General features: G+C 70.0%; 2 protein-coding genes. Both read right to left on the reverse strand.

The genetic code is table 11. The features are described 5' to 3' along the window. Positions 1-351: 351 nt before the first annotated feature. Positions 352-969, reverse strand: coding sequence for a hypothetical protein (locus IE321_RS41490; protein WP_190226780.1), 618 nt, complete (start codon positions 967-969; stop codon positions 352-354). A 97-nt stretch (positions 970-1,066) separates the two neighbouring features. Beyond that, the coding region (locus IE321_RS41495) for an adenosylhomocysteinase (protein ID WP_190226781.1) at positions 1,067-1,190 on the reverse strand (124 nt) is incomplete at its 5' end.

Below are 1,190 nucleotides of genomic sequence, written 5' to 3' on the forward strand. Positions count from 1 at the left end.
GTTCCCAGGCCCTCCGGGCGCTTCCTGCGTTTCCGACTCTATCAGATCTTTCCGATCCGATTTCCTCGGTGCTTTCCGGTCCCGAGTTTTTGTTTCTTCGGGGCCTTCCGGCGCTTTCCGACTTTATCAGAATCATTTCCGGCCGCCTAATCGGTGGCTTTTCTTGATTCGGGATAAAGAATCCGGAGTGAGTCAGACTCTAGTTGATTACTGCCGAGCTGTCCAGCTCTAGGCAACCATCTAAATCTACCTCCCCGCGTCCACCGTGTCAACGGTTTTTTCGGGCACCGGAGGACAGTACCAGCTCCGTGGGGCCCCTCGCACATCGGCGGGACGCGACGGGGCGGGGTGTCAGGCCGGGAAGGCCGAGGGGGGTGTGTCGAGGTCCTCCAGTTCCACGCCGGGGGCGGCGAGGACCACGTCGCCGGCGATGTGGACGGTGTGGCGCTCCCCGGTGTCCAGGGTGCTGACCTGGTAGGCGTCGACGGTGAGGGGGCCGTGGTCGGTGGGGTGCCGCTCGCTGCCCAGCAGGGCCCAGGACTGGTCGACGGTGAGGGGGGCCAGGACGGGGTCGGTGAAGGCGACGAGGCGGACGCGGGTCTCGGGGGCGCCGGGGGTGAGGCGCAGGAGGCGGGTGAGGGCGATCAGGAAGGCCGGGGACGTACCGGTGAAGGCGTGGGCGCGGACGTTGCCCTCGGTGGTGTGGGTGCCGGTGGGGTCGGTGCGGACCCAGGTGACGCCGTCGAGGGCGGCGCCGCGGACCTGCCAGCTCGACGCGTGGAGTTCGAGGCGGATGGGCCGGCCGAGTTCGTCGACGGCCAGGTCGACCGAGCCCCGGTGGTCGCCGGTGGGGGTGGTGACCTGGGAGACGTACCGCCAGCCGGAGGGGCCGGGGGCGCAGTGGAAGTGCTCTTCGCCGAGGGGGGTGTGGTCGTGCGGGTCGTGGAGCGAGTAGCGGCCGCGGGGCATCGCGTGGTCCTCGGGTGTGGGGAACGGGGCAGGCCCCCGGCACGGGTGCCGGGGGCCTGCTGGGTCGTCGCGTCGGCCGGCGTGCGCCGGGGACGGATCAGTAGCGGTAGTGGTCCGGCTTGTACGGGCCCTCGACCTTGACGCCGATGTAGGCGGCCTGCTCCGGGCGGAGGGTCGTGAGCCGCACGCCGAGGGCGTCGAGGTGGAGGCGGGCGACCTTC

It is taken from the genome of Streptomyces hydrogenans, from assembly GCF_014656075.1.
GTDB lineage: Bacteria > Actinomycetota > Actinomycetes > Streptomycetales > Streptomycetaceae > Streptomyces > Streptomyces hydrogenans.

What these genes read in the sequence shown, in the direction of transcription:
- IE321_RS41490 (WP_190226780.1), bottom strand. Translation starts at nt 969, where the DNA reads ATGCCCCGCGGCCGCTACTCGCTCCACGACCCGCACGACCACACCCCC.